At 41.2% G+C, this 592-nt stretch carries 1 pseudogene; it reads left to right on the forward strand.

The features are described 5' to 3' along the window. Positions 1-592 (forward strand): annotated as a pseudogene (locus tag ACTHUM_RS17780) (inorganic phosphate transporter); the annotation flags it as partial.

Below are 592 nucleotides of genomic sequence, written 5' to 3' on the forward strand. Positions count from 1 at the left end.
GTGTATGGCGTTTATGCATAAAATTGATGCGGGTACGCTTATCCAATGGGGCAAGCTTGGAGAGATTGCCCTTTCATGGGTACTGTCGCCAATGTTGGGCGGATTGGTTTCCTACCTCGTTTTCTCCCGTATTAAGAAAAATGTATTAGATTACAACGATTGGGCAGAAGGAACCCTCAAAACCATCAAACAGGAAAAGAAAGCATACAAAGAGCAACATCGTCTTTTCTTTGAAGCTCTGAACGAAGCTGAAAAAGTCGAATACGCTACCAAAGTAGCACACGATGCGCAGATTTACGATGAACCTGATTTTGAACCTTCCGAATTACAGTCTGACTATTATCGCGGGTTATATGAATTAGATAATCGTAAAAACGATATTGATTCCTATAAAGCACTTCATTCTTGGGTTCCCTTTATCGGCTCTATAGGCGGTATGATGATTGCAGCGATGCTGATTTTCAAAGGATTGAACAATCTGCATTTGGGCATGAGTAATGTCAACAGTTTTCTGATTATCTTTATGGTCGGCGCGGCAATTTGGATGGCGACGTTTGTATTTGCTAAAAGCATTAAGCGCAAAGATCTCGAT

Source organism: Neisseria sp. P0021.S006, from assembly GCF_051956895.1.